Source organism: Pseudomonas sp. R1-1 (genome assembly GCF_051132135.1).
GTDB lineage: Bacteria > Pseudomonadota > Gammaproteobacteria > Pseudomonadales > Pseudomonadaceae > Aquipseudomonas.
In genome coordinates this window covers 6,075,001-6,096,111 of the sequence record NZ_CP071663.1, presented here as the reverse complement: position 1 = coordinate 6,096,111, position 21,111 = coordinate 6,075,001, and the positions used below count along the sequence as shown (strand labels likewise).

The following is a 21,111-nucleotide window of genomic DNA, read 5'->3' as shown; positions in this document are numbered from 1 at the left end:
CCCCGGAGAGTCTGCCCCGCAAGACTATCCCGCCTTCAGGAGCACCGCTATGCGCAAGTTGATGCTGACAGGGGGCCTGCTGACGCTGGCCGGTTGTGCCGGATTCGGCATGCCCGACCCTGACCCCTCGCAAGCCTGGATCGATCTGGACGCCCGACAACAGGACACGGCGCTGCAAGCGCTGCAGGTCGACACGCAAGCCGCCGTCGACAAGCGCTACTTCGAAGTACAGCCCGGCAGCCATGAGCTGAAGGTGCGTTATAAGTTCCCGGTCGAGGCCACCAATATCGGCCCTGGCGCTGAACCGCTCTGGCGCGATTGCCGGTTGAGCGTCAAATTCAAGGACTTCAACGCCGGCCAGCGCTATCAATTGCAGGCCGGCAGTATCGGCTTCCGGCCGTGGGCCAAATTGTATGACGAGCAGCGTAAAGTGGTCGGCCAGGCCACGCCGGCGGGCTGCCAGAGCAGCTGATCGGCGCTATGCTGAATGTTCCGATCCGTGGACATTGATCATGCGCCAAGTGCTTTTGTTGCTCGTTGCCATTCTGCTTGCCGGGTGTCAGACGCCGCTGCCCCCGGTTGATCCGCAAATGGCTTGGGTCGAGTTCTCGACGCCAAGCCCCGGCGGCAAGTTGCTGATGGCCGAGCGCCTGGACAACCAACGCCTGAACGACGGGCGTTTCTTTCAGGTCACCCCCGGCAGTCATGAACTGCGCGTGCGCTTCGATTTCGAAGTGTTCGGTGGCGGCGGCAGTTTGCTGACCGGCCCGGTCGAGCGCTTGTGCTACCTGACCATTCGTTACGAGCATTTCGAGGCGGGCCAGCGTTATCTGCTGGAGGGGCGGTCGCTGGCCTTTACGCCAAGTGCGCGGTTATACAACGCGAAACGGGAAATCGTTGCCGAAGACCGCGAGTTCAACTGCATCATCTAGCGGGTCAGCTGTCGTTTTTCTGGTAGATGATTCTTTTCTGACCGTTCTCGCAAGAACCGACGATCATGGCTGAATCGTGCTGCTTCGCCTCCTCCTTGGTGATGATTTCCAAGGTGTATGACGGGATCGCCTTCGCTTGAATCTTGATTTCGATTTCCTTTCTGAGTTCTTCGCAGTCCTTGGGGGCTGCGATAGCGGAGGTGGCCAGTGCACAGCAAAGGATCGCCAAGCCAAAACGTTTCATCGATGAAGCTCCTTGAGGCAGCGCGCACGGGCGTGCGCTGAAGCTGCTGTCAGTTATTCGACCACATTTCCACGGAGCGGGTTCTGACTTTGCTCACACCCTGGATTTTTGCGCTGTTTTTCAGATCGCCTTCGCGAGCAGGCTCGCTCCTACAGAGATTGAGTTTCCTCTGTGGGAGCGAGCCTGCTCGCGAAGGCGTCGGCACTGCCAACGCTGAATCAACCGTGAAAATCAGCTGACCAGCGAAGCCTCCAAGGTAATTTTCGCATTCAATACTTTGGACACCGGGCACCCTTCCTTGGCCTTGTTGCTCAACTCTTCAAACTGTTGCTGGGTCGCCCCGGGAATTTTCGCCTTGAGGATCAGTTTCACCGCGGTAATCGCGAATCCGCCGTCAACCTGATCCAGCGTGACTTCAGCGTTGGTATCAATGCTGTCGGCCTTCAGGCCGGCATCGCCGAGAATCATCGAAAACGCCATGGAGAAGCAGCCGGCATGCGCGGCGCCGATCAATTCTTCCGGGTTGGTGCCCTTGCCGCCCTCGAAGCGTGCCTTGAAGCCGTAAGGTGCTTCTCTGAGTACGCCGGTTTCGGTGGAAATCGAGCCCAGACCGGTTTTCAGATCACCTTCCCAATGCGCCGATGCCTTTTTCACGATAGCCATGTCTGCCTCCTCATATAGGGCGCGGAACGCCGCGCCGTCGTGGTTTTCACTAGCAAGGCTTCTGAGGATAGACCGCGGAACAAAGTTCAGCCCGGCTGAATCGTTGACTTTTTTAGTAGGAAATTTCGACGCGTCTATTGAAACTCGGGTATATGCCCTCATTGCATGAAACACGCTTATGGATCTGGCAGGTTTTCGTTCGCAAGAAAAACCTGCCTCCCCACTCGGAGATGCAGGTTTATGAAACAACTGTCCGACGTAAAGTTTTCCACCCTCGACCTGGTGCCGGTGCGCGAAAACGGCAGCCCGGCGCAGTCACTGCGCAATTCGCTGGACCTGGCGCAGCATGTCGAGAAACTTGGCTACACGCGCTTCTGGGTGGCTGAACACCACAACATGGATGGCATCGCCAGTTCGGCGACGTCGGTGCTGCTCGGTTATCTGGCCGGCGGTACGTCGAGCATTCGTGTTGGTTCCGGCGGTGTGATGCTGCCCAACCACGCGCCGCTGGTGATTGCCGAGCAGTTCGGCACGCTGGAAAGTCTGTATCCGGGGCGCATCGATCTCGGCTTGGGCCGCGCGCCCGGCTCCGATCAGATGACCGCGCGCGCGTTGCGTCGCGAACGTTCCGGCAGTGCCGACGACTTCCCCGAAGACGTCGCCGAACTGGTGCGCTACCTCGGCCCGCGTACCCCGGAACAACGGGTGATCGCGATGCCGGGCACCGGTACCAACGTGCCGATCTGGTTGCTCGGCTCCAGCCTGTTCAGCGCGCAACTGGCCGGTGAGCGCGGTTTGCCCTACGCCTTCGCTTCGCATTTCGCACCGCGCTTCATGCATGAGGCGATCCGCGTCTATCGCAACCACTTCAAGCCATCGGCGGTACTCGACAAGCCTTACGTGATGCTCGGCGTGCCGCTGGTCGCGGCGGATACCGACGAGCAGGCTGATTATCTGGCCACCTCGGTGTACCAGCGCATCCTCGCGCTGATGCGTGGGCAGAGCCTGGTGCAGCGTCCGCCGGTGAAAAGCATGGAGGGCATGTGGCTGCCCCATGAGCGCGAAGCGGTCGGTGATTTCCTTGGCCTGGCGATGGTCGGTGGCCCAGAGAAGATCCGCGCCAAGCTGCAGGTGCTGGTTGAGCAGACCCAGGCGGATGAGCTGATTTTTACCTGCGATCTGTATGAGCACGCTGATCGCCTGCATTCCTACGAATTGCTGGCGCAGGTCATGAAAGGATAACGCTGCCCCCTGTAGGAGTGAGTCTGCTCGCGATAGCGTTTGCATGGTCACTGGGTTGCTGACCGTTACACCGCCATCGCGAGCAGGCTCACTCCTACCGAAAAACAGACAGGGCACAAAAAAGCCGACGCATCCACGTCGGCTTTTGCATTTCAGGCGCGATCAACCGCGCTTGTAGACAATTTCCTTGGTCCCGCCTTCGCAGGTGCCGACGACTTGGTCGCCATCGGCGCCCTTATCGACAACTTCCAGCGAATACCCGGAAACGCCCTTGGCGTCGAGCTTCGCCGCGATTTCGCTTTTCAGCTCTTCACATGGCTTGCTAGCTGCGAACGCACCACCCGCAAGGCTCAACAAACCTACTGCCAACATGAACTTCTTCATCGGTCGCACTCCCTGGTCGGATTGAAAGAGGCGGGCACCGAGCCGTTCGCTCGATGCGACCACCCTGTAGCGCATTGCCATTCCTATGGCACTCGGCCAGCGCGCAAGTTCAGAAGACTAGACCAAACTCAGCTGCTGGCAATCTTGAAACCAACCTTCAGTGTCACTTGAAAATGCGCGACCTGGCCGTTTTCGATATGGCCGCGGGTTTCGGTGACTTCGAACCACTCCAGATTACGCAGGGTTTTGTTGGCTTCGGCCAGCGCGTTGTTGATGGCGTCTTCGATGCTGGTGGTGGACGAGCCGACCAGCTCGACTTTCTTGTAAGTGTGATGGTCACTCATAACGAACTCCTTGGGATGGAAGGCGTGTGATTGAGACTAGCAGCGATTCGCTCTGTTGATTTCGGCGGCGCTGCGCTGCCGAAGTTCAGAATTTCTGCACTTTCTCGATGCGCTGAAGTCCCAACCAACACACGCCACTCATCACCAATGCAGGAGAGCCACCATGGCCAACACCTCGTTACGCAAAGCCTCGTTGCAAAGCATGGAAGCGGAGATCGAGAGTCTGCTCAAATCGTTGGAAAGCCTCAAAGACGATGCTTCGGACGAGTCGCGCAAGACCCTCAAGGCGTTGAAAAGCAATGCTGAAAGCGCGCTGAAACACTCCCGCCATCTGCTCAGCGATGCTTACGAAGAAGTCAAAGTGAAAACCCGCGAAACCGGCATTGCCACTCGCGATTACGCCCATGAACACCCATGGACCACGGCCGGCGTTGCAGTCGGTGCCATCGGCCTGCTCGCCGCTTATTTCCTGTTCAAGCGCGGCGAGTGATCGGTCTGGCGCAGTTCGTTTTTCAGCCACTGCGCCAGTTGCCGAGCGCGTCCGTCAGCGGCGCGCTTGGGTAACCACAACGCCAGTTGCGCCGGGGTTTCGCAAAAGCCCCATGGCGCAACCAGGCGACCGGCCTTCAGGTCTTCTGTCACCAGCGGCTCCGGCGCGATTGCCACACCCAGCCCCGCCACCGCAGCCTCCAGCAAATAATACAAATGCTCAAACCCTTGCCCGAGCTTCAGCGCTTTGGCGTCGAGGTCGTTCTGCTGCGCCCAGCTTGGCCATGCTTGCGGACGCGAGGTGGTATGCAGCAAAGGCTCCTCGAGCAACGCTTGGGCGGGCGCGGTCTGCAAGGCTTGATAACCGGCAAACAACGGGCTCATCACCGGCCCGATGCGCTCGGCGGCCAGTTCGTAGACCTGCATGTCCGCCGGCCACGGTGGCTCGGCGAACAGCAGTAACGCGTCGAGCCCCGGACGGCGCGGATCGAGGTCGCCCTCGCCGGCAGACAGATGCAGACGCAAATCCGGCAGATCGGCATTCAACCGCCCCAAGCGCGGAATGAACCAGCGCGCCAGCAAGCTCCCCGAACAACCCAGCACAAACGGCGCATCGGCGCTGTTCTGGCTCAGCTCCGCACACGCACTGCGCAAGCGATCGAATGCCTCACCACTGGCATCCCGCAGACGCAGGCCGGCATCTGTGAGTTTCAAGCCGCGCCCATCCTTGACGAACAGACTCACGCCCAAGTGCTCTTCCAGCACTTTCAACTGCCGACTGACCGCACCGTGCGTCACGTGCAGCTGTTCAGCAGCTTGGCTGACGCTGTTCAAGCGGGCAGTCGCTTCGAATGCGCGCAAGGCATTCAGGGGAGGGAGATCCTGGCTCATGGTATCTGTGAGTTTTCCTGACAGGTTGTGGCGATCTTATCGGTTTTCAGCGTAGAAGGTCAGGGTTAGAGTGGTGGTCATTGTCTTCGACCCGAATTCACCTGGAGCACACCATGACCCAGACTTCGCACACTTCCAACCTGCGCAACGGCCCGGACGATAACGGCCTGTTCGGTGCGTTCGGTGGCCGCTATGTCGCCGAAACCCTGATGCCATTGATCCTCGATCTGGCGCGCGAATACGAAGCGGCCAAGGAAGATCCTGCGTTCAAAGAGGAATTGGCCTACTTCCAGCGTGACTATGTCGGACGTCCGAGCCCGCTGTATTTCGCCGAACGCCTGACCGAGTTCTGCGGCGGCGCGAAGATCTACCTCAAGCGCGAAGAGCTGAACCACACCGGCGCGCACAAGATCAACAACTGCATTGGCCAGATCCTGCTGGCGCGGCGCATGGGCAAAAAACGCATCATTGCCGAGACCGGCGCCGGCATGCACGGCGTGGCGACGGCCACCGTTGCGGCGCGTTTCGGCCTCGATTGCGTGATCTACATGGGCACCACTGACATCGAACGTCAGCAGGCCAACGTGTTCCGCATGAAATTGCTCGGCGCTGAAGTGATTCCGGTGGTTGCCGGCACCGGCACCCTGAAAGATGCGATGAACGAAGCGCTGCGCGACTGGGTGACCAACGTCGACAGCACTTTCTACCTGATCGGCACCGTAGCGGGCCCACACCCGTACCCGGCGATGGTTCGGGATTTCCAGGCAGTGATCGGCAAGGAAACACGCGATCAGTTGCAGGCCCAGGAAGGTCGTCTGCCGGACAGCCTGGTGGCGTGCATTGGTGGTGGCTCCAACGCCATGGGTCTGTTCCATCCGTTCCTCGACGACAAAAGCGTCGACATCATCGGCGTTGAAGCCGCAGGCTACGGCATCGAAACCGGCAAACACGCGGCGAGCCTCAATGGCGGCGTTCCGGGTGTATTGCATGGCAACCGGACCTTCCTGCTGCAGGACGACGATGGCCAGATCATCGACGCGCACTCGATTTCCGCCGGCCTCGACTACCCAGGCATCGGCCCGGAACACGCCTGGTTGCATGACATTGGCCGCGTCCAGTACACCTCGGTCACCGACGACGAAGCCCTTGAGGCGTTCCATAAGTGCTGCCGTCTGGAAGGGATCATTCCTGCCCTGGAAAGCGCCCATGCCTTGGCTGAAGTGTTCAAACGCGCACCGAAACTGCCGAAGGATCACCTGATGGTGGTCAACCTGTCGGGTCGCGGCGACAAAGACATGCAGACCGTCATGCACCACATGGAAACTTCCCAGCAGGAGAAACACTGATGAGCCGCCTGCAAACCCGTTTTACCGCCCTCAAGGAACAGAATCGTGCCGCGCTGGTGACCTTCGTCACGGCCGGTGATCCTGATTACGACACTTCGCTGGCGATCCTCAAAGGCTTGCCCGGTGCGGGTGCCGATGTGATCGAGCTCGGCATGCCGTTCACCGACCCGATGGCCGATGGCCCGGCGATTCAACTGGCCAACATCCGTGCCTTGGGCGCCCAGCAGAATCTGGCGAAAACCCTGCAGATGGTTCGTGAATTTCGCGAAGGCAACAGTGACACGCCGCTGGTGCTGATGGGCTATTTCAACCCGATCCACAAGTTTGGCGTCGAGCGCTTCATTGCCGAAGCCAAGGATTCCGGCGTCGACGGCCTGATCGTGGTCGACATGCCGCCTGAGCACAACGCCGAACTGTGCGACCCGGCCCAGGCCGCCGGTCTGGACTTCATCCGCCTGACCACGCCGACCACCGACGACGCGCGTCTGCCTAAGGTCCTCAATGGCAGCTCCGGTTTCGTCTACTACGTGTCGGTGGCCGGTGTGACCGGTGCCGGCGCGGCGACGCTGGAGCACGTCGAAGAGGCCGTTGCCCGTTTGCGTCGGCATACTGATCTGCCGATCAGCATCGGTTTCGGCATCCGCACGCCGGAGCAGGCAGCGGCGATCGCGCGGCTGGCGGACGGTGTGGTGGTGGGGTCGGCGCTGATTGATCACATTGCCAGTGCCGATACGCCTGCGCAGGCTGTCGACGGTGTCTTGAGCCTGTGCGCGGCGCTGTCGGAGGGTGTGCGCAAGGCTCGCGTTTGACCCAGATCAGCGCAGGCTGATGACTCAATAAAAAAGGCTTCAGAACAGTGTTCTGAAGCCTTTTTGTTTTAGGGCAATTCAAGTCCGCCCGAAGCCTTGTGCAGTTTGCGCAGATGCTCGCCGATCTGCTTCACGTTGGCTTCGCTGGCGGCAATCTCCGCAGCGCGTTTGGGCTCCAGCAGTTTGCGCACTTCGGTATCCAGATCGCCAGAAAGGGCCAGCAGCTTTTTCTGCCGCTGACTGCTTTCCGCTTCGAGCCGGCCGAACTCGTTCGGCTGCGGCAGGCCGTAACCCTTGGCATCGAGCAATTCCGCCGGGCGACTGAGAAAGCCGCTGTTGGCGAGAATTTCCTGCAAGGTCGCGTTGGCCTTGTCCATGCCGCCGTTTTCCAGTTCGCGGGCACCGAGGTAACGCTGCTTGACCTCGTCCTGAGCCAGTAACAGCTGACGACGGAAACTCGCCTGTTCGAGCAGCAGCAATGCCGCACTGGTGCGCAAGTCGGCACGCTCGAACCACTCGCGACGCTCTTCGGCGGACAGCGATAGCCATTCCTCGACGGTGTTCTGTTTGATCGGCAACTGCTTCTTCAACACGTCGAACATGGCCTGATAACGATCGCGGAACGAGTCGAAGCGATAGCCCAGGCGCAACGCTTCTTTCGGATCATCGAGCACACTGGTATCGGCCAGACCACGACCCTTGAGCACTTCCAGCAAGCCGTTGGGCATGATGCTGTCGAGACCGACCAGTTGCGCGTTGTTACTGCCACTGCGCAACAACTTCAGCCCTTCAACCGCACAGTTGTTGGACAGGAAGAAGTAGTTGCCGTCATAGCTCCAGTGCATTTCGGCGGCGTGTTCGACCACCCCTTCGATTTCTTCGCGGGACAGGTTCAGCGGCACCGAGGCAAGGCTGCGCAATTCGGTCTTGGTGTATTCGTCGATCACTTGTGCCAGCGGCAATACGAACAGCCGCGACGGGTACTTGCCCACCAGTCCGTCCCAGCTCGACAGTTGCACATCGCCGACGAAGGCGCGGTACGACAGCACCAGATGCTGGTCCAGATCGAGGCGGCAATCCGGCCCGCGCGGGCGGCCCGGTGCACAGATGACCAGGCGCAACATGCTGTGGCCCCAGCGGCTGACCCAGTTCTGATTGGCCTCGGCCAGCAGGTAATCGACGGCGTAAACCCGTTCCGGATCGACTTGCCCCAAGGGTTGCTTGGCAAAGTCGTTGCCGGCATTGAGGAAAGCGAAGGTCTTGCTGCAGGTGTCTCGGGTAGGCGGCGCCCAGCCGAAGTGGTCGCGGTAATAGCGATACAGCGCCGGTCGACGGCAGGCGTAGCTCGGGTCGAGGAGGAAGTACTCCATGTTGACCGCGACAAATTCCTTGGGGCTCGACACTTCGTAAAGGTCGGGGCTGCGTGCGATCTGCCGGTTGTGCTGTTCACGTTCACCACGACGGCCGACGTATTGCTGCCAGCCGGCAAGATCCAGCAGCCGCGGATCATCACTGAGGGTGAAGCGCCGGCCGTTCTGCCCACGGCATTCATCTGGGATGCCGATCAGCCCGGCACTGTCGAAGCGCCGGGTGCAGCGCTGGATCAGCGTGCGTTCGGCACTCGGCCACTGACGGGCACGGTCGTAGATATGGGTGATTTCATGCAGCACCGTGGCGAGCAATTCCTGACGCACAGTGCCGTGGGGTCGATTGGTTTTTTCTTTGGCGGCGCTGCCGTCCGTCAGTCCGGCGAGCAGTTTTCGATTCAGGTCGAGCTCAGCCACCAGCGTCGCCTGGCCGTAGGCGTTGGCGGGCATGTCGTCGGTCCAGCCGACGTCGATACGCCGATCCAGCCGCTCGATGAAGCTCGGCGGCAGCTTGTGCATGGCCTCATCGATCAACGCCTGGCTGGCCTGTTGTTGGGCAGGGCTCAAGCCATCGGTCTTGAGCCGCAATTGCAGGCTGGCGTGAGCGCTGTTGCCGATCAGCAACAACGCCCCGGCCAGCAGCCAGGCGCCAATGGACCTCACAGCGCGAGGATGGCTTCGGCGAGCACCTGATCACTGGCGTCGCGCGCTTCCGGCACGCGCGTGCGCAAGGTATTGATGGCAGCTTCCAGGTGCGCGCCACGGATATCCCCGTTGGTGGCGACGAAACTGGCGGCGTCGTCATGGGCTTCGCGGATGATTTTCGAATCGCGAATCGAGGTGGTGGTATCGGAGGTGAAATCGATGGTGCGCTGGGAGGCACGGACGATGATGTTACTGGTGGCTACCAGGGTGTGCGCCTGGGCCACATCGGCCAACAAAAACAGGCCAAGGGCGGCAGCAATCAGCGGGCTACGCATGGAACGACTCCGAAAGGGACAAGATAACTATTGGACGAGAATTGCTTCTGCCAGTTCAAGGTCGCTGGCATGAAGTTTTGGCCGGTTTTTGCGCAGGTAGTGCAGCGCCGATTCCAGCCGGGCGCCTCGCCATTCACCGTCACTGGCAACGAAGGCTGCCGCGTCATCGTGGGCAGCGAGCAGCAGTTTACGGTCGAACGGTGCAGAAGACACCATGCTGGTGGCGTAAGCGCTGACAACGGTGCCCTGCGTAGAGGCATTGAACGCATCGAAGGCGCCGGCCGATGTCGCCCAGCAGGCGGTTAGAAAAGCAGAGTAGATGAGCGGACTGGAAAGAAAGCGCATGGGACTCGACAACTGTTAACGAGCCTGAAGGCTAGCGCAAAAGCCCGGGCCAGAGCCAGCGTTGAAACATCGGGACACGGCTGGCGTGTCCCGCACTGCCTGATACGCTTACAGCGTCAGGATGGCCTGGGCCAGTTGCGCATCGGTCGCTTGCAGCTGTGGCGCCTGATGACGGATGTGATCGAGCGCGCTTTCCAGTTTCACCCCACGGATATCGCCTTGGCTGGCAACGAAGCTCGCTGCGTCGTCACGGGCGGCGAGAACGATCTTGTCGTCACGAAAGGATGAGGTGACGTCCGAAGTTGCATCGGATGAGGATTTCAACGCGCCGACCACGGCGTCGGTGGTCACGATGAAACTGGTGGCGCTGGCGTTGGCAGCCACGGCCAGCAGGGCGGCGGCACTGAGCAGACGAAGACGGGTCATGTGGAACTCCTTTGGATAAACCGTAGTGAGAGGTGGCTCGGTATCTGAGGAGTCAGACGCCAGATGCTTAACGTTCGCCACGTTCTGTGTGGATATTAGGCTGCCGCTGGCGATTCGCCCAGTGATGGCCACCGCTGCGGCCATGAATACGTAAAATTGTACCGCTTGATATCGGGTTTTCGTGAACTGTACTGTTATGACCAAAATCATCTGTCTGATGAATTCCAGATCGCTGAAACGACAAAACCCGCCGTGGTTTCCCACGACGGGTTCTGCTTGTTCAATTCGGGTTGCTGGCGGTGGGTCTTGGCGACCAGAGCCAGCGACGCTGCTTAGCGCCAGAACGGCTTGCTCAGCTCTTCGTAGCGTTGTGCTTCGCTGATACCGGCGTCGGCCAGCAGACGCGAATCCAGACGAGCCAGTTGATGGCGGCTGGAGATGCGGCGCTGCCACAACATCAGGTTGGCGATAACGCGCAGAGGCAGGGAAGCCTGGGTTTTTTCAGCTTTGTCTTCGAAGAACAGTTCGGAACTGAGTGTACGTTCCATGGTTGACATCCTTCCGCTTGTGGCGGGATCAGGTAGTGGTTTGACTGGTGCCCATGATCCTCTCGTTTGCCTAGTCTCTCTAGATACAGTTGCACTGTATTGTGAGTGACCAGTTAACTGTTTATAGGCGGTGTACGGGTCAAAATCGAGCAAACTGTACCTGTCCGCACTAAAGTGGTGCGTATTTGCTCAATTCGATGGAGGAAGTAGGAATTCACTGTAGGAAAGGACCGGTACAGCAGTACAGTTTTTGCCGGCTAGGGGAGCTTGGCAATCTCGGCTGGCGCAAACTGTTTTTGCACCAGTGAGTATCTGTGTGATTACACCGCGAGCATGCGCCCGGTTTCTTCCAGATTCATGTGCCAGCTCAGGGCTTCACGCAGGATGTGCGGGGTGTGACCACCGATGGCACAGGCCGCCGTGAAGTATTCGTTCAGCGCCGGGCGATAGTCCGGGTGCACACAGTTATCGATGATCACGCGCGCGCGTTCACGGGGTGCAAGACCGCGCAGATCCGCCAGGCCAATCTCAGTGACCAGAATGTCGACGTCATGCTCGGTGTGATCGACGTGGCTGACCATCGGCACCACGCTGGAAATCGCGCCGCCCTTGGCGATCGATTTGGTCACGAACACCGCCAGATGCGCGTTACGCGCGAAGTCGCCGGAGCCGCCGATGCCGTTCATCATCCGCGTGCCGCAGACGTGGGTGGAATTGACGTTGCCGTAGATATCGAACTCCAGCGCCGTGTTGATACCGATGATGCCCAGACGCCGCACCACTTCGGGGTGGTTGGAGATCTCCTGCGGACGCAGGATCAGCTTGTCCTTGTACCTTTCCAGATTGCCGAACACATCACTGTTACGGCGTTCCGACAGGGTGATCGAACTGCCCGAGGCGAAGCTCAGCTTGCCGGCGTCGATCAGGTCGAAGGTCGAGTCCTGCAGCACTTCGGAGTACATGGTCAGGTCTTCGAAAGGCGAGTCGATCAGGCCGCACATCACCGCGTTGGCAATATTGCCGATCCCGGCCTGCAGCGGGCCGAGCTTGTTGGTCATGCGGCCGGCGTCGACTTCCTGTTTGAAGAAGGTGATCAGGTGCTCAGCGATGGCGTTGGTATCGACGTCGGGTGTCGATACCGTTGACGGCGAATCCGACTGCTGGGTGATGACGATGGCAGCGATCTTCTCCGGTGGAATCGGAATCGCCGTGCTGCCGATGCGGTCATCGACTTTCACCAGCGGAATCGGCGTGCGCGTCGGGCGGTACGTCGGGATATAGATGTCGTGCAGACCTTCGAGATTGGCGTTGTGCGCCAGGTTGATCTCGACAATCACCTGTTTGGCGAAAATCGCAAAGCTCGCCGAGTTGCCGACCGAGGTGGTCGGCACGATGTGCCCCTGTTCGGTGATGGCCACGGCTTCGATCACCGCGATGTCCGGCAGCTTCAGTTGTTGATTGCGCAGTTGCTCGACGGTTTCCGACAGGTGCTGGTCGATGAACATCACCTGGCCGGCATTGATCGCCTTGCGCAAGGTGCTGTCGACCTGGAATGGCATGCGCCGCGACAGCACGCCGGCTTCGGTCAGTTGCTTGTCGAGGTCGTTGCCGAGGCTGGCGCCGGTCATCAGGCTGATCTGCAGCGGCGTGACCTTGGCCCGCTCGGCCAGTGCGTGAGGAACGGCCTTGGCTTCGCCGGCGCGGGTGAAGCCGCTCATGCCGACGGTCATGCCGTCCTCAATCAGAGCAGCGGCGTCGGCAGCGCTCATCACTTTGTCCAACAACGAAGGCAGGCGAATACGGTCACGGTACATGGATTATTATCTCGGGCAACGAGTAGCAGGATGCGCAGTCTAGTGAATTTGACGGGCGCCTGTCCCGCTACCAAGGTCGCAAACGGGGCGTCTATTTCGCGGGTTTGAAGTAAAACACCGTTACCGGATCTGCAACAACGCGGCAAATTGTCCATTGTTCTGCGCAAACAAAAACGCCCCGACATGTCGGGGCGTTGGCTATTGCAACGGTGAATTACTCGACCGCTTTGACCATGTCTTCGATGACCTTTTTCGCGTCGCCGAAGACCATCATGGTCTTGTCCAGGTAGAACAGCTCATTGTCCAGACCGGCGTAGCCGCTGGCCATCGAGCGCTTGTTGACGATGATGGTCTTGGCCTTGAACGCCTCGAGAATCGGCATGCCGGCAATCGGCGATTTCGGATCGTTCTTCGCGGCCGGGTTGACCACGTCGTTCGCGCCGAGCACCAGTACCACGTCGGCCTGACCGAACTCGGAGTTGATGTCTTCCATCTCGAACACCTGATCGTAAGGCACTTCGGCCTCGGCGAGCAGGACGTTCATGTGCCCAGGCATCCGCCCGGCCACCGGGTGGATCGCGTATTTCACAGTCACGCCACGGTGAGTCAGCTTCTCGGTCAGCTCCTTCAGCGCATGCTGGGCACGCGCTACTGCCAGACCATAGCCCGGAACGATGATCACGGTATCGGCGTTGGTCAGCAGGAAAGTGGCGTCATCAGCCGAGCCGGATTTGACCGGACGTGCTTCTTTGGCGCCGGCCGGTCCCGCGTCTGCCGTGTTGCCGAAACCGCCGAGCAGTACATTAAAGAAGGAACGGTTCATCGCCTTGCACATGATGTACGAAAGGATCGCACCGCTCGAGCCCACCAGGGAGCCGGCAATGATCAGCATCGAGTTGTTCAGCGAGAAGCCGATACCCGCCGCCGCCCAGCCCGAATAGCTGTTGAGCATCGACACCACCACCGGCATGTCCGCGCCGCCGATCGGGATGATGATCAGCACGCCCATCACGAACGCCAGCGCCAGCATCAGCGCGAACGCGGTGAGGTTGCCTGTGAACATGAAGGTCAGGCCGAGTGCCAGCGTCGCCAGACCCAACACGGCGTTGAGCTTGTGCTGACCGGCGAACTGTACCGGTGCGCCCTGGAACAGGCGGAACTTGTATTTGCCCGAGAGCTTGCCGAAGGCGATCACCGAACCGGAGAAGGTGATCGCACCGATGGCTGCACCGAGGAACAGCTCCAGACGGTTGCCCGCCGGAATCGCGTCGCCCAACTGTTTGACGATACCCAGCGATTGCGGCTCAACCACGGCGGCAATCGCAATGAACACCGCTGCGAGGCCGATCATGCTGTGCATGAACGCCACCAGTTCCGGCATCTTGGTCATTTCAACGCGTTTGGCCATGATCGAACCAGCGGTGCCGCCGACCAGCAGACCGACGATCACGTAACCGATACCGGCAGTGGCAAGCTCCGCTCCGAGCTTATAGATGAGGCCAACCGTAGTGATGATTGCCAGCGCCATGCCGAGCATGCCGAACAGGTTGCCGCGCCGCGAAGTGGTCGGGTGCGACAGGCCCTTGAGGGCCTGGATAAAGCAGATCGACGCGATCAGGTAGAGCGTCGTGACGAGATTCATGCTCATTACTTCGGCGCCTCTTCTTTTACTTTCGGGGCTTTCTTCTTGAACATCTCAAGCATGCGGCGAGTGACCAGGAAGCCACCGAACACATTGACCGCTGCCAGTGCCACGGCCAGCGTGCCCATGGTTTTGCCCAGCGGCGTGACGGTCAGCGCGGCGGCGAGCATCGCGCCGACGATGACGATCGCCGAGATTGCGTTGGTGACGGCCATCAACGGTGTGTGCAGCGCAGGCGTAACGTTCCAGACCACGTGGTAACCGACATAAATCGCCAGCACGAAGATGATCAGGTTGTAGATACCGGGGGAGATAAGCTCTTCCATCGTCTGAATCCCTGCTTAGGCGTTTTTGCGGATGACTTGGCCGTCGCGGCACATCAGGCACGCGGCGACGATGTCGTCTTCGAGGTTGACGTCGAACTGGCCTTCCTTGGTGAACACCAGCTTGAGGAAGTCCAGCAGGTTGCGTGCGTACAGCGCCGAGGCGTCGGCCGCCACTGCACCGGCCAGATTGGTCGGCCCGACGATGGTCACGCCATTTTCGACTACAACCTGATCAGCCACGGTCAGCGGGCAGTTGCCACCCTGAGCGGCGGCGAGGTCAATGACCACCGAGCCGGGCTTCATCTGCGCCACGGTATCCGCGCTGAGCAGTGTCGGCGCCTTGCGGCCCGGAATCAGCGCGGTGGTGATGACGATGTCTGCCTGTTTCGCGCGTTCATGCACGGCCTGGGCCTGACGCTGCATCCAGCTCGCCGGCATTGGCCGCGCGTAACCGCCGACACCGACCGCGCACTCGCGCTCTTCATCGGTCTCGTAAGGCACGTCAACGAACTTGGCGCCGAGGGATTCGATCTGCTCTTTTACTGCCGGACGTACGTCAGACGCCTCGATCACCGCACCCAGACGTTTCGCCGTGGCAATCGCTTGTAACCCGGCCACACCTGCGCCAAGAATCAGCACGCGCGCCGCTTTCACGGTGCCCGCAGCAGTCATCAGCATCGGCATGAAGCGTGGATAGTAGTGAGCCGCCAGCAACACCGCCTTATAGCCGGCAATGTTCGCCTGCGACGACAACACATCGAGACTCTGCGCGCGCGAGGTGCGCGGCGCCGCTTCAAGAGCGAACGCGGTAATCCCGCACTCGGCCATTTTGGCGATGGTTTCGTTGTGGAACGGGTTGAGCATGCCCACCAATACCGCGCCGCGCTGTATCAGCGTCAGTTCGGCGTCGCTCGGGGCGACCACTTTCAGAATCAGCTCGGCGCCAAACGCATCATTGGCACTGCCAATGGTTGCGCCTGCCGCTTCATAGGCACTGTCGACAACGCTGGCTTTGATGCCGGCACCGCTTTGCACAGTGACCTTGTGACCTTGGCTGATCAGCTTCTTGATGGTTTCCGGGGTTGCAGCAACCCGTGTTTCACCGGTCTGGGTTTCGAGAGGAACACCAATGTGCACGTCAAATCTCCTGCGTGATCTTATTGAGTAAACCCAGGCACTGCGGATGGTGCGACTGGGGCGGCCGATCAGCACGATCCCGCCAAATCAGGGCGGGGCGCGGCATTTTGCAGGCGAACTTTATGCCCTTCAAGGGATTATGACGGGTGACGGAAAATTAACTACAAGTCATGCCGTGACCGAATGTCGCAGATGGCCAGCTGAATCCCTTGCAGGCCGTGCCCTGCATGGATTCTGGCTGAATATTGAAAAAATTCTGATAGGTGGCGTGAATAGGCAGCAATGTGTCGCCAATGAAGGCTCAAAGCCACGTCTTACGGCGCTTATGGGACGTCTGTGCGACTTTCGGATACAGTCGTAGAAAAAGCGACAAATAGTTATATCTGTAGGGCTTTGGTTTTCCTGACTACGGGGTTAGCAATTGCTTAAAGCCGCTATTCTTCTAGGCTGTAGCTCTGCGCCTGCTGTAACAACCAGTCACGAAATGCTTTCAATGATGCAGATTCGACCTTTCGCTCCGGAATCATCAGGTAATAAGCCTTGATGCTGGAGAGCGCCTGGTGATTGGCGATCACTAAACGTTTCTCCGCCAGCTCTCGTTGAATCAGGAAGGGTGGAATCAGCGCAATGCCCATGTCGTGCATGGCTGCCTGGGCGAGCATGGAGAATAGCTCGTAGCGTGGACCTGTCATGTCGCGGGGAATATTCAACTGTTGCGAGTTGAACCATTGACGCCAGGCGTACGGGCGGGTGGTCTGTTGCAGCAACGGCAATTCGGCGATGGCCTCGGCGCTCAGATGCGTACGGTTGCCGAGCAGAGCCGGGCTGCACACCGGCATCGGATTTTCACCCATCAACCTGTGGGATTCGGTACCGGACCAATCGGCATCGCCAAAGTAGATCGCCGCATCGAATGGCGTATCGGCAAACAGGAACGGGCGGGTGCGGTTGGTCAGGTTGACGGTGACTTCCGGGTGCTTGTGCTGGAAATCCTTCAAGCGCGGTAATAGCCATTGCGTGCCGAAGGTTGGCACTACCGCCAGTTCGATGACGCTGGCGCCTTGCTGCCCCATGACCGACAGGGTGTCGCGCTCGACGGCGTCGAGTTGCGTGGCAACCCGACGGCTGTAGGAAAGTCCCGCCTCGGTCAATTTTACCCCGCGCCGCGAGCGTCGGAATAGTTCGACGCTGAGGAAGTCCTCGAGGCTAGCGATCTGTCGGCAAATGGCGCCTTGAGTGAGGGAAAGTTCTTCCGCGGCCCGGGTAAAGCTCTCATGGCGGGCGGCTGCTTCGAAACTGATCAGGGCCGCGGTGCTGGGAATCTTCCTGCGCATGTACGTCAACCTCACTAATGCGCCGCACAAAAGGCTGTTCGCGACGTTTCGGAGTGAGAAATTAGCACAACAGGATGCGGAATCCTCGTTTGCCGAGACGGCTAACCGCGCCTAGGATCAATGCCACGTTAATTTCAGTCGATTTGCGAGGACACACTCATGGGCGGTAAAGCTAGCTTCAACTGGATCGATCCCCTGCTGCTGGATCAACAGCTCACCGAAGAAGAGCGCATGATCCGCGACACCGCCGAGCAGTTCGCTCAGCAGAGTCTCGCGCCGCGAGTCCTTGAAGCTTTCCGCCATGAAAAAACCGACCCGGCGATTTTCCGCGAAATGGGCGAAGTGGGTTTGCTGGGCGCGACCATTCCTGAGCAGTACGGTGGCAGCGGCCTGAACTACGTCAGCTACGGCCTGATCGCTCGTGAAGTGGAGCGTGTCGACTCCGGCTACCGTTCGATGATGAGTGTGCAGTCCTCACTGGTAATGGTGCCGATCAACGAATTCGGTACCGAAGCGCAGAAACAAAAGTACCTGCCGAAATTGGCGTCCGGCGAATGGATCGGCTGCTTTGGTCTGACCGAGCCGAACCATGGCTCCGATCCGGGCGCGATGATCACACGTGCGCGTAAAGTCGACGGCGGCTACAGCCTGACCGGCGCGAAAATGTGGATCACCAACAGCCCGATCGCCGACGTGTTCGTGGTCTGGGCAAAGGACGATGCCGGCGACATCCGTGGCTTCGTCCTGGAAAAAGGCTGGAAAGGCCTGAGCGCTCCAGCGATCCACGGCAAGGTCGGGCTGCGTGCGTCGATCACCGGTGAGATCGTCATGGACAACGTTTTTGTGCCGGAAGAAAACATCTTCCCGGACGTGCGCGGTCTGAAAGGCCCGTTCACTTGCCTCAACTCCGCGCGTTACGGCATCTCCTGGGGCGCGCTGGGCGCTGCCGAGTTCTGCTGGCACACCGCTCGCCAGTACACGCTGGATCGCCAACAATTCGGTCGCCCTCTGGCCGCAACCCAATTGGTGCAGAAGAAGCTTGCCGACATGCAGACCGAGATCACCCTGGCCCTGCAAGGCTGCCTGCGTCTGGGGCGGATGAAGGATGAGGGCACTGCAGCGGTCGAGATAACCTCGATCATGAAGCGCAATTCGTGCGGCAAGTCGCTGGACATTGCTCGCATGGCTCGTGACATGCTGGGCGGTAACGGTATCTCCGATGAGTTCGGCGTCGCTCGCCACCTGGTCAACCTGGAAGTGGTGAATACCTATGAGGGTACTCACGACGTCCACGCGCTGATCCTCGGGCGTGCGCAAACCGGCCTGCAGGCGTTCTATTAACAGGAGAGCGACCATGGGCGCGCTGTCACATCTGCGGGTACTGGATTTGTCGCGAGTGCTGGCCGGGCCGTGGGCCGGGCAGATCCTCGCCGACCTTGGCGCCGAGGTGATCAAGGTCGAGCGCCCTGGTAATGGCGACGACACTCGCGCCTGGGGGCCGCCGTTCCTCAAGGATGCCTACGGCGAGAATACGTCAGAGGCGGCTTATTACCTGTCCGCCAACCGCAACAAGCAATCGGTGACTATCGATTTCACCCGTGCCGAAGGGCAGAAGCTGGTGCGTGAACTGGCGGCCAAGTCCGACATCCTGATCGAGAACTTCAAGGTCGGCGGTCTGGCAGCTTATGGGCTCGACTATGAGTCGTTGAAGGAAATCAATCCGAACCTGATCTATTGCTCGATTACCGGTTTTGGCCAGACCGGGCCTTATGCCAAGCGCGCGGGCTACGACTTCATGATTCAGGGCTTGGGTGGGCTGATGAGCCTGACCGGTCGCCCTGAGGGGGATGAAGGCGCCGGGCCGGTGAAGGTGGGCGTGGCACTGACGGACATTCTCACCGGGCTGTATTCGACGGTGGCGATTCTGGCCGCGCTGGCGCACCGGGATCACGACGGGGGCGGCCAGCACATCGATATGGCATTGCTGGATGTGCAGGTGGCTTGTCTGGCGAACCAGGCGATGAACTACCTGACAACAGGCAATGCGCCCAAGCGCCTGGGTAATGCGCATCCGAATATCGTGCCCTATCAGGATTTTCCTACCGCTGACGGCGACTTTATTCTTACCGTGGGTAACGACGGGCAGTTCCGCAAGTTTGCCGAAGTGGCGGGGCAGTCACAGTGGGCGGACGATCCGCGCTTTGCGACCAATAAGCTGCGCGTGGCCAACCGGGCGGTGCTGATTCCATTGATTCGCCAGGCAACCGTGTTCAAGACAACTGCCGAGTGGGTGGCTCAGCTTGAGCCGGCGGGCGTGCCGTGCGGGCCGATCAATGATCTGTCGCAGGTATTTGAGGATCCGCAGGTGAAAGCGCGCGGACTGGCGATCGAGTTGCCTCATGCGTTGGCGGGAATGGTGCCTCAAGTGGCTAGTCCTATCCGTATGTCGCGGACGCCTGTCGAGTATCGTCACGCGCCACCGTTATTGGGCGAGCATACGCTTGAAGTGCTGCAGCGAGTGCTGGGCTTGGGGGCGGGTGCGGTGGCTGATTTGAAGGCGACTGGAGTGCTGTGACGATTCCTTCTATATAGAAGGAATCAGGCTCGATGGTTTTTGATGGTTTTTTGATCGATCTGCAAGTGATTGAAAGAAAAGCGAAATTAACGGTTGACGGCAGATCTCAGGTGTCTATAATTCGCCCCACTTCCGGCACAGTCGAAACGGAAAACTCCTTGAGATTCAACGAGTTAAGTAGGTTTCGGCAGTAAGCGGCTTCAGTTCATCGAAGCCCGAAAGGAAGTTGAAAAAGAGGTGTTGACAGCAGCGTGTAACGCTGTAGAATTCGCCTCCCGCTGACGAGAGATCGGAAGCGCAAGTGGTTGAAGTTGTTGAAGAAATCTTCGAAAGCTTCTGAAAATAATCACTTGACAGCAAATGAGGCTGCTGTAGAATGCGCGCCTCGGTTGAGACGAAAGATCTTAACCAACCGCTCTTTAACAACTGAATCAAGCAATTCGTGTGGGTGCTTGTGGAGTCAGACTGATAGTCAACAAGATTATCAGCATCACAAGTTACTCCGCGAGAAATCAAAGATGTAACCAACGATTGCTGAGCCAAGTTTAGGGTTTCTTAAAAACCCAAAGATGTTTGAACTGAAGAGTTTGATCATGGCTCAGATTGAACGCTGGCGGCAGGCCTAACACATGCAAGTCGAGCGGATGAAAGGAGCTTGCTCCTGGATTCAGCGGCGGACGGGTGAGTAATGCCTAGGAATCTGCCTGGTAGTGGGGGACAACGTTTCGAAAGGAACGCTAATACCGCATACGTCCTACGGGAGAAAGCAGGGGACCTTCGGGCCTTGCGCTATCAGATGAGCCTAGGTCGGATTAGCTAGTTGGTGAGGTAATGGCTCACCAAGGCGACGATCCGTAACTGGTCTGAGAGGATGATCAGTCACACTGGAACTGAGACACGGTCCAGACTCCTACGGGAGGCAGCAGTGGGGAATATTGGACAATGGGCGAAAGCCTGATCCAGCCATGCCGCGTGTGTGAAGAAGGTCTTCGGATTGTAAAGCACTTTAAGTTGGGAGGAAGGGTTGTAGATTAATACTCTGCAATTTTGACGTTACCGACAGAATAAGCACCGGCTAACTCTGTGCCAGCAGCCGCGGTAATACAGAGGGTGCAAGCGTTAATCGGAATTACTGGGCGTAAAGCGCGCGTAGGTGGTTCGTTAAGTTGGATGTGAAATCCCCGGGCTCAACCTGGGAACTGCATTCAAAACTGTCGAGCTAGAGTATGGTAGAGGGTGGTGGAATTTCCTGTGTAGCGGTGAAATGCGTAGA

23 protein-coding genes and 1 rRNA gene (1 of these 24 only partly in view) are annotated in these 21,111 nt (G+C 59.1%); 9 read left to right on the top strand and 15 right to left on the bottom strand.

Annotated elements, in window-relative coordinates; all coding sequences use genetic code 11:
• Positions 1-49: 49 nt before the first annotated feature.
• Together J3P75_RS27190 and J3P75_RS27185 are read left to right on the top strand one after the other, a co-directional pair.
• Positions 50-472 carry a hypothetical protein gene (locus J3P75_RS27190; protein WP_434708855.1) on the top strand — a complete coding sequence of 141 codons (423 nt, stop codon included), beginning with the start codon at positions 50-52 and terminating at the stop codon, positions 470-472.
• Positions 473-512: 40 nt separating this feature from the next.
• Positions 513-932: a hypothetical protein gene (locus tag J3P75_RS27185; protein WP_434708854.1), complete on the top strand. Its 420-nt coding sequence runs from the start codon at positions 513-515 to the stop codon at positions 930-932.
• A 4-nt stretch (positions 933-936) separates the two neighbouring features.
• On the opposite strand, the gene J3P75_RS27180 is transcribed toward J3P75_RS27185, so the two are convergent.
• Complete coding sequence (locus J3P75_RS27180) at positions 937-1,176, bottom strand: DUF1161 domain-containing protein (protein WP_434708853.1); 240 nt, start codon at positions 1,174-1,176, stop codon at positions 937-939.
• 231 nt (positions 1,177-1,407) lie between these two features.
• A complete protein-coding gene (locus tag J3P75_RS27175) occupies positions 1,408-1,839 on the bottom strand; it encodes an OsmC family protein (RefSeq protein ID WP_016772308.1) in 432 nt (143 codons plus the stop codon).
• A gap of 240 nt (positions 1,840-2,079) precedes the next feature.
• Here J3P75_RS27175 and J3P75_RS27170 point away from each other — a divergent pair, with 240 nt between their 5' ends.
• Entirely contained in the window at positions 2,080-3,081 is a 1,002-nt protein-coding gene (locus J3P75_RS27170; protein ID WP_434708852.1) for an LLM class flavin-dependent oxidoreductase, read from the top strand.
• Positions 3,082-3,243: 162 nt separating this feature from the next.
• On the opposite strand, the gene J3P75_RS27165 is transcribed toward J3P75_RS27170, so the two are convergent.
• Both J3P75_RS27165 and J3P75_RS27160 read right to left on the bottom strand, forming a co-directional pair.
• The gene (locus J3P75_RS27165; RefSeq protein WP_434708851.1) at positions 3,244-3,465 is read right to left on the bottom strand and encodes a DUF1161 domain-containing protein; all 222 of its coding nucleotides are present in this window, start codon (positions 3,463-3,465) and stop codon (positions 3,244-3,246) included.
• Positions 3,466-3,593: 128 nt separating this feature from the next.
• The gene (locus J3P75_RS27160) at positions 3,594-3,809 is read right to left on the bottom strand and encodes a dodecin (RefSeq protein WP_090288024.1); all 216 of its coding nucleotides are present in this window, start codon (positions 3,807-3,809) and stop codon (positions 3,594-3,596) included.
• 163 nt (positions 3,810-3,972) lie between these two features.
• On the opposite strand from J3P75_RS27160, the gene J3P75_RS27155 reads away from it, so the two are divergent.
• A complete protein-coding gene (locus tag J3P75_RS27155; RefSeq protein WP_434708849.1) occupies positions 3,973-4,299 on the top strand; it encodes a DUF883 family protein in 327 nt (108 codons plus the stop codon).
• Here J3P75_RS27155 and J3P75_RS27150 read toward each other — a convergent pair.
• Entirely contained in the window at positions 4,272-5,189 is a 918-nt protein-coding gene (locus tag J3P75_RS27150; RefSeq protein ID WP_434708848.1) for a LysR family transcriptional regulator, read from the bottom strand. The two genes, J3P75_RS27155 and J3P75_RS27150, sit on opposite strands and share 28 nt — an antisense overlap.
• Before the next feature lie 113 nt (positions 5,190-5,302).
• Here J3P75_RS27150 and trpB point away from each other — a divergent pair, with 113 nt between their 5' ends.
• The gene (gene trpB / locus J3P75_RS27145) at positions 5,303-6,535 is read left to right on the top strand and encodes a tryptophan synthase subunit beta (RefSeq protein WP_258450999.1); all 1,233 of its coding nucleotides are present in this window, start codon (positions 5,303-5,305) and stop codon (positions 6,533-6,535) included.
• Positions 6,535-7,344, top strand: a complete 810-nt coding sequence (gene trpA / locus J3P75_RS27140; protein WP_434708847.1) for a tryptophan synthase subunit alpha — start codon at positions 6,535-6,537, stop codon at positions 7,342-7,344. The genes trpB and trpA overlap by 1 nt, the downstream gene beginning before the upstream one ends.
• 68 nt (positions 7,345-7,412) lie before the next feature.
• Here the strand turns inward: trpA and J3P75_RS27135 are convergent, their stop codons facing one another.
• The 10 genes from J3P75_RS27135 to J3P75_RS27090 all read right to left on the bottom strand — a co-directional run bounded on the left by J3P75_RS27135 (position 7,413) and on the right by J3P75_RS27090 (position 17,263).
• Positions 7,413-9,374, bottom strand: coding sequence for a DUF4105 domain-containing protein (locus J3P75_RS27135; protein WP_434708846.1), 1,962 nt, complete (start codon positions 9,372-9,374; stop codon positions 7,413-7,415).
• On the bottom strand, positions 9,371-9,691 hold the full coding sequence (locus J3P75_RS27130) for a DUF2388 domain-containing protein (RefSeq protein WP_122604763.1): 321 nt from the start codon (positions 9,689-9,691) through the stop codon (positions 9,371-9,373). Before J3P75_RS27130 ends, J3P75_RS27135 begins: the two co-directional genes overlap by 4 nt.
• Positions 9,692-9,718: 27 nt before the next feature.
• Positions 9,719-10,036, bottom strand: a complete 318-nt coding sequence (locus J3P75_RS27125; protein ID WP_203420217.1) for a DUF2388 domain-containing protein — start codon at positions 10,034-10,036, stop codon at positions 9,719-9,721.
• Between the two features lie 108 nt (positions 10,037-10,144).
• A complete protein-coding gene (locus tag J3P75_RS27120; protein WP_434708845.1) occupies positions 10,145-10,462 on the bottom strand; it encodes a DUF2388 domain-containing protein in 318 nt (105 codons plus the stop codon).
• 332 nt (positions 10,463-10,794) lie between these two features.
• Entirely contained in the window at positions 10,795-11,010 is a 216-nt protein-coding gene (locus tag J3P75_RS27115; protein WP_011058498.1) for a DUF1127 domain-containing protein, read from the bottom strand.
• Positions 11,011-11,330: 320 nt separating this feature from the next.
• Positions 11,331-12,824, bottom strand: coding sequence for an acetyl-CoA hydrolase/transferase family protein (locus tag J3P75_RS27110; RefSeq protein WP_434708844.1), 1,494 nt, complete (start codon positions 12,822-12,824; stop codon positions 11,331-11,333).
• A gap of 214 nt (positions 12,825-13,038) precedes the next feature.
• Positions 13,039-14,472 (bottom strand): NAD(P)(+) transhydrogenase (Re/Si-specific) subunit beta, encoded by a 1,434-nt coding sequence (locus J3P75_RS27105; RefSeq protein WP_093096108.1) that lies wholly within the window; start codon positions 14,470-14,472, stop codon positions 13,039-13,041.
• The gene (locus J3P75_RS27100; RefSeq protein ID WP_003187417.1) at positions 14,472-14,792 is read right to left on the bottom strand and encodes an NAD(P) transhydrogenase subunit alpha; all 321 of its coding nucleotides are present in this window, start codon (positions 14,790-14,792) and stop codon (positions 14,472-14,474) included. Before J3P75_RS27100 ends, J3P75_RS27105 begins: the two co-directional genes overlap by 1 nt.
• A 15-nt stretch (positions 14,793-14,807) precedes the next feature.
• Positions 14,808-15,929, bottom strand: a complete 1,122-nt coding sequence (locus tag J3P75_RS27095) for a Re/Si-specific NAD(P)(+) transhydrogenase subunit alpha (protein WP_434708843.1) — start codon at positions 15,927-15,929, stop codon at positions 14,808-14,810.
• 434 nt (positions 15,930-16,363) lie between these two features.
• Positions 16,364-17,263: a LysR family transcriptional regulator gene (locus J3P75_RS27090; RefSeq protein WP_434708842.1), complete on the bottom strand. Its 900-nt coding sequence runs from the start codon at positions 17,261-17,263 to the stop codon at positions 16,364-16,366.
• A 159-nt stretch (positions 17,264-17,422) separates the two neighbouring features.
• On the opposite strand from J3P75_RS27090, the gene J3P75_RS27085 reads away from it, so the two are divergent.
• From J3P75_RS27085 to J3P75_RS27075, 3 genes are all read left to right on the top strand, one after another.
• Positions 17,423-18,604, top strand: coding sequence for an acyl-CoA dehydrogenase (locus J3P75_RS27085; RefSeq protein WP_039757058.1), 1,182 nt, complete (start codon positions 17,423-17,425; stop codon positions 18,602-18,604).
• Between the two features lie 13 nt (positions 18,605-18,617).
• Complete coding sequence (locus J3P75_RS27080; RefSeq protein ID WP_434708841.1) at positions 18,618-19,838, top strand: CaiB/BaiF CoA transferase family protein; 1,221 nt, start codon at positions 18,618-18,620, stop codon at positions 19,836-19,838.
• A 575-nt stretch (positions 19,839-20,413) separates the two neighbouring features.
• Positions 20,414-21,111, top strand: a 16S ribosomal RNA gene (locus J3P75_RS27075) (it continues 839 nt past the right edge of the window).

Excerpts from the sequence above, each read along its gene's own strand:
- J3P75_RS27105 (WP_093096108.1), bottom strand. The coding sequence starts at position 14,472 with ATGAGCATGAATCTCGTCACGACGCTCTACCTGATCGCGTCGATCTGC.
- J3P75_RS27110 (WP_434708844.1), bottom strand. The coding sequence starts at position 12,824 with ATGTACCGTGACCGTATTCGCCTGCCTTCGTTGTTGGACAAAGTGATG.
- J3P75_RS27080 (WP_434708841.1), top strand. The coding sequence starts at position 18,618 with ATGGGCGCGCTGTCACATCTGCGGGTACTGGATTTGTCGCGAGTGCTG.
- J3P75_RS27150 (WP_434708848.1), bottom strand. The coding sequence starts at position 5,189 with ATGAGCCAGGATCTCCCTCCCCTGAATGCCTTGCGCGCATTCGAAGCG.
- J3P75_RS27085 (WP_039757058.1), top strand. The coding sequence starts at position 17,423 with ATGGGCGGTAAAGCTAGCTTCAACTGGATCGATCCCCTGCTGCTGGAT.
- J3P75_RS27125 (WP_203420217.1), bottom strand. The coding sequence starts at position 10,036 with ATGCGCTTTCTTTCCAGTCCGCTCATCTACTCTGCTTTTCTAACCGCC.
- J3P75_RS27165 (WP_434708851.1), bottom strand. The coding sequence starts at position 3,465 with ATGAAGAAGTTCATGTTGGCAGTAGGTTTGTTGAGCCTTGCGGGTGGT.
- trpA (WP_434708847.1), top strand. The coding sequence starts at position 6,535 with ATGAGCCGCCTGCAAACCCGTTTTACCGCCCTCAAGGAACAGAATCGT.
- J3P75_RS27130 (WP_122604763.1), bottom strand. The coding sequence starts at position 9,691 with ATGCGTAGCCCGCTGATTGCTGCCGCCCTTGGCCTGTTTTTGTTGGCC.
- J3P75_RS27115 (WP_011058498.1), bottom strand. The coding sequence starts at position 11,010 with ATGGAACGTACACTCAGTTCCGAACTGTTCTTCGAAGACAAAGCTGAA.
- J3P75_RS27100 (WP_003187417.1), bottom strand. The coding sequence starts at position 14,792 with ATGGAAGAGCTTATCTCCCCCGGTATCTACAACCTGATCATCTTCGTG.
- J3P75_RS27120 (WP_434708845.1), bottom strand. The coding sequence starts at position 10,462 with ATGACCCGTCTTCGTCTGCTCAGTGCCGCCGCCCTGCTGGCCGTGGCT.
- J3P75_RS27170 (WP_434708852.1), top strand. The coding sequence starts at position 2,080 with ATGAAACAACTGTCCGACGTAAAGTTTTCCACCCTCGACCTGGTGCCG.
- J3P75_RS27190 (WP_434708855.1), top strand. The coding sequence starts at position 50 with ATGCGCAAGTTGATGCTGACAGGGGGCCTGCTGACGCTGGCCGGTTGT.
- J3P75_RS27175 (WP_016772308.1), bottom strand. The coding sequence starts at position 1,839 with ATGGCTATCGTGAAAAAGGCATCGGCGCATTGGGAAGGTGATCTGAAA.
- J3P75_RS27090 (WP_434708842.1), bottom strand. The coding sequence starts at position 17,263 with ATGCGCAGGAAGATTCCCAGCACCGCGGCCCTGATCAGTTTCGAAGCA.
- J3P75_RS27155 (WP_434708849.1), top strand. The coding sequence starts at position 3,973 with ATGGCCAACACCTCGTTACGCAAAGCCTCGTTGCAAAGCATGGAAGCG.
- J3P75_RS27160 (WP_090288024.1), bottom strand. The coding sequence starts at position 3,809 with ATGAGTGACCATCACACTTACAAGAAAGTCGAGCTGGTCGGCTCGTCC.
- J3P75_RS27180 (WP_434708853.1), bottom strand. The coding sequence starts at position 1,176 with ATGAAACGTTTTGGCTTGGCGATCCTTTGCTGTGCACTGGCCACCTCC.
- J3P75_RS27185 (WP_434708854.1), top strand. The coding sequence starts at position 513 with ATGCGCCAAGTGCTTTTGTTGCTCGTTGCCATTCTGCTTGCCGGGTGT.
- trpB (WP_258450999.1), top strand. The coding sequence starts at position 5,303 with ATGACCCAGACTTCGCACACTTCCAACCTGCGCAACGGCCCGGACGAT.